Consider the following 3631-nt stretch of genomic DNA (forward strand, 5'->3'; position numbering starts at 1 on the left):
TGGCCGTGGCGACTGCCGGTGCGGCGGCGCCGATGCCGGTGAGTTCGGCCAGGCGCTGGCGCATCAGGTCGCCGAAGGCGCCGTCGGGAATCTGCGCCAGCATCGGCCGCGCGCGTTCGGCCAGGCGCGCCTTGCCGTCGAGCGTGCCGAGGTTGATCTCGCGCGAGAGTTCGTCGAAGAAGAACTGCGACAGCGGCGTGGCCTGGACCAGGCGCGCGTCGAAGGCCGCGGCGCCTTCCTTGCGCACGATGGTGTCCGGATCCTCGCCATCGGGCAGGAACAGGAAGAACGCCTGGCGTCCGTCCTTCATCCGCGGCAGCACCGATTCCAGCGCCTTCCAGCCGGCGCGGCGGCCGGCGGCGTCGCCGTCGAAGCAGAAGAACACGTCCGGCGCGTTGCGGAACAGCAGTTCGGCATGGTCCGGCGTGGTCGCGGTGCCCAGCGTCGCCACCGCCTGGGTGACGCCGAACTGGAACAGCGAGACCACGTCCATGTAGCCCTCGACCACGATCAGCCGCTCGATCTTCTGGTTGGCCTGGCGCACCTGCCACAGGCCGTACAGTTCCCGGCCCTTGTGGAACAGCGCGGTCTCCGGCGAGTTCAGGTACTTGGGGCCGTCGTCCTTGTCGAGCACGCGGCCGCCGAAGGCGATGACCCGGCCGCGGCGGTCGAAGATCGGGAACATCACCCGGTCGCGGAACTTGTCGTAGACGTGGCCGCGGTCGTTCTTGGAGAACAGCCCGGCGCGGTCGAGCAGCTTGAGCCGGCGCTCGTCGGTGCCCAGCGCGTCCTTGAGCGCGCTGTAGCCGTCCGGGGCGTAGCCGATCTGGAAGCGCACGCGGTTCTCCGCGTCCACGCCGCGGCCGTCCAGGTAGGCGCGCGCCTTCTCGCTGCCGTCGAACTGGCGCTGGAAGAACTTGGCCGCCGCTTCCAGCGCGGAGTACAGGTCGCGATGGTCGTCGCCGGCGGCCTGGGCGGCACCGCGCTGCTGGGCGTCGCGTGGGATCTCCATGCCGGCGCGCTTGGCCAGCTCGTCGACCGCGTCGAGGAATTCGAGGCGGTCGTAGTTCATCAGGAAGCTGATCGCGGTGCCGTGCGCGCCGCAGCCGAAGCAGTGGTAGAACTGCTTGGTCGGCGACACCGTGAACGAGGCCGAACGCTCGTCGTGGAACGGGCAGCGCGCCGCGTACTCCTTGCCCTGGCGCTTCAGCGGCACGCGCGTGCCGATCACCTCGACGATGTCGGTGCGTGCGAGCAGGTCGTCGATGAATGCGTCGGGGATGCGGGCCATCCGCATAGGATGCCACGCGCGTGCGCCGTCACGCTGGCCGCGCGGCCTGCGTGTGGTTCAGCGCCGTGCGGTCAGGGCGCCGGCGGTGCCTGCGCAGCGCTGCGCGGGTCGATCCCGGCCGCAACGAGCTTGCTGTGCGAGCGCAGCCGCTCGTCGATCACCGCGGTGATCAGCGCGCCGACGAAGAACACCACCGTGGCGTAGTAGATCCACACCAGCAGGATCACCAGCGCGCCCATCGAGCCGTAGGCGCTGCCGGGCGCGGCGGTGGCGATGTACAGGCCGATCGCGTAGCGCCCGGCCACGAACAGGCAGGCGGTGATCGCGCCGCCGATGATGGCCTGGCGCCATTCCACGCGGCGGTCGGGCAGGTAGTGGTAGAGCACGGCGAAGGCCAGCACGTAGATCGCCAGGGTCGAGACGTAGCCGACCGCCGGCAGCACCGACGGCATCCGCGCGAACACCACCTGCAGCACGGTGGTCAGGATCATCGAGATCAGCAGCAGGAAGCCCAGCGCGAATACCACGCCGAAGGAGAACACGCGCTTCTTCAGCCAGGCCATGAGGCCGTCCAGGCGCTGCTTGTCGGTGCGGAAGATCAGGTTCAGCGCGTTCTGCAACTGCGCGAACACCGCGGTGGCGCCGACGAACAGCAACAGGGTGCTCCACAGCCCCGCCAGCGAGCCCACGCTGGGCTGGTTCTTGGCGTTGTCGATCACCGTCTGCGCGACCTCGCGCGCGCCGTGCCCGGCCAGTTGCCCGATCTGCGCGATCAGCGCCTCCTGCGCCTGCGGATACAGCGAGGCGGTGAGCCACAGCAGCAGCACCAGCAGCGGCGCCAGCGACAGCAGCGCGTAGAACGACAGCGACGCCGCCTGGGTCATCACGTCGATCTCGACGAAGCGCCGCACCAGCGCGGCCGGCAGGCTCTGCTGCAGGCGGTCGAGATGTTTGTGCAGGCGATCGGACGACAGGGGCATGGACATGGGCGCGGGACCTTCGGCGCGCGGCGTCGCAACGCCGGTCCCGCACTGCGCGCAGAAGGGGGCGCGGGCTTGCCGGCGTTGTAGCAGCCCGTCGCCGAAAGGCGGGTGAAGCCCGCCGCGCGCGCTAACGCATCGGTGCGGTCAGCCGGCCAACTGCTGCTTGACCAGCACCGAGACCTGGCCCATGTCGGCCTTGCCCGCGAGCATCGGCTTGAGCACGGCCATCAGCTTGCCCATGTCGGCCGGGCTGGCGGCGCCGGTCTGCGCCTTCGCCGCCTGGATCGCGGCGACGATCTCGGCCTCGCCCATCTTGCTCGGCAGGTAGCGCTCGATCACCACGATCTCCTCGCGCTCCACCTGGGCCAGGTCGTCGCGGCCGGCGGCCTCGTACTGGCTCACCGAGTCCTTGCGCTGCTTGACCATCTTGTCCATCACCGCGATCACTGCGGCGTCGTCCATCTCCACGCGCTCGTCCACTTCCTTCTGCTTGATGGCGGCGTTGATCAGCCGGATCACGCCCAGGCTGTGCTTGTCGCCGGACTTCATCGCGGCCTTCATGTCGTCGGTGAGCTGCTGCTTGAGGGTCATGAGGGGCTCCACAGGGAAGAGAAAGGGGGTAAGGGCATTCTAGGCAAGCGCGCTGGCGCTGGCCGTGGCCGAGGCGGCACGCGGGTGCCGAGGGACAGGGATGGGGCCGATGCCCGCGCGGGGCGGAGCGCCTGGCCAAGGTGGAAGATGCACAAAAAGCCGGCGACGCTTGCGCGTGCCGGCTTCGTGGGCTTACCGTAGCGGATGCCGAAACCGGCACATCCCGCTACCGCAGGCCGCGATCCTCAGTACAGACGCTGGCGCTTGGTGACGTCGCGCGAGGTGCGACGCAGCTGGCGCTTCACCGCGGCAGCGGCCTTGCGCTTGCGTTCCTGGGTCGGCTTTTCGTAGAACTCGCGCTTGCGGGTTTCGGCCAGCACGCCGGCCTTTTCGCAGGTGCGCTTGAAGCGACGGAGCGCAAACTCGAAGGGCTCGTTCTCGCGGACTTTAACGCTGGGCATGGAATCTCCGGGACACAATGGTGACCGGGTCAGGCCCGGCGAGCCGCACATTATAGCGACAGATTTCGCGGCTGCAAGCACCCCGTTTGGCCTGCCGCCGATTCGGCCGCACAATGCACTCCATGAACGTGCTCGGCATCGAATCCAGTTGCGACGAAACCGGCGTCGCCGTCTACGACACCACCCGCTCCGGGGCGGCCGCGCTGCGTGCGCATGCGCTGTACAGCCAGATCGCCCTGCACGCCGAGTATGGCGGGGTGGTGCCGGAGTTGGCCAGCCGCGACCACGTGCGCAAGCTGCTGCCG

The 3631-nt window shown here is 69.1% G+C and carries 4 protein-coding genes and 1 pseudogene; 1 reads left to right on the forward strand and 4 read right to left on the reverse strand.

Annotated elements, in window-relative coordinates:
* The 4 genes from dnaG to rpsU form a co-directional block, all read right to left on the reverse strand.
* Positions 1 to 1291 (reverse strand): DNA primase (gene dnaG / locus D588_RS0107060; RefSeq protein ID WP_017915480.1); only part of this gene is annotated, 1291 nt, incomplete at its 3' end.
* Positions 1292 to 1362: 71 nt separating this feature from the next.
* Positions 1363 to 2277, reverse strand: coding sequence for a YihY/virulence factor BrkB family protein (locus D588_RS0107065; RefSeq protein ID WP_026143465.1), 915 nt, complete (start codon positions 2275 to 2277; stop codon positions 1363 to 1365).
* Between the two features lie 141 nt (positions 2278 to 2418).
* Positions 2419 to 2865 carry a GatB/YqeY domain-containing protein gene (locus D588_RS0107070; protein WP_017912044.1) on the reverse strand — a complete coding sequence of 149 codons (447 nt, stop codon included), beginning with the start codon at positions 2863 to 2865 and terminating at the stop codon, positions 2419 to 2421.
* Between the two features lie 245 nt (positions 2866 to 3110).
* Positions 3111 to 3326, reverse strand: coding sequence for a 30S ribosomal protein S21 (rpsU, locus tag D588_RS0107075; protein WP_003465342.1), 216 nt, complete (start codon positions 3324 to 3326; stop codon positions 3111 to 3113).
* Between the two features lie 122 nt (positions 3327 to 3448).
* Between rpsU and D588_RS0107080 the strand changes: the two are divergent.
* Positions 3449 to 3631 (forward strand): annotated as a pseudogene (locus D588_RS0107080) (tRNA (adenosine(37)-N6)-threonylcarbamoyltransferase complex transferase subunit TsaD); the annotation flags it as partial.

Origin of the sequence: Xanthomonas sp. SHU 308, assembly GCF_000364645.1 — a bacterium.
Lineage (GTDB): Bacteria > Pseudomonadota > Gammaproteobacteria > Xanthomonadales > Xanthomonadaceae > Xanthomonas_A > Xanthomonas_A sontii.